This is a genomic window from Priestia sp. SIMBA_032, from assembly GCF_046535215.1.
Taxonomy (GTDB): domain Bacteria; phylum Bacillota; class Bacilli; order Bacillales; family Bacillaceae_H; genus Priestia; species Priestia aryabhattai.
Map to the genome: position 1 here is coordinate 1 of NZ_JAWRXD010001332.1, position 245 is coordinate 245.

Sequence of the window (245 nt, forward strand, 5' to 3'; positions counted from 1 at the left end):
GTCATGCGCGCCGGACGCGTCTCGTCCCACGGAAGCACATGCCAGATCTCCCGCGGCGGCCCCACCCTGGTCGCCTTCTGCTCATCGATCCACTCGCAGCCGCGATCGTAGGCGGCGAGGATCGCGGGGAACGCCGTGTCGTCGCCTTCGACCGTGACGGCGACGGCCGCACCGCCGCCGAGTCGATGGCTCCGGATGCCCTCCGGGGTGTCCCGGATGACGCGGTCGACCGGAAGGCACACCTC

Annotated in this window: 1 protein-coding gene; it reads right to left on the bottom strand. The window is 71.4% G+C overall.

Annotated elements, in window-relative coordinates; all coding sequences use genetic code 11:
* The coding region (locus SB717_RS38635; protein ID WP_410908528.1) for a GyrI-like domain-containing protein at positions 1-245 on the bottom strand (245 nt) is incomplete at both ends.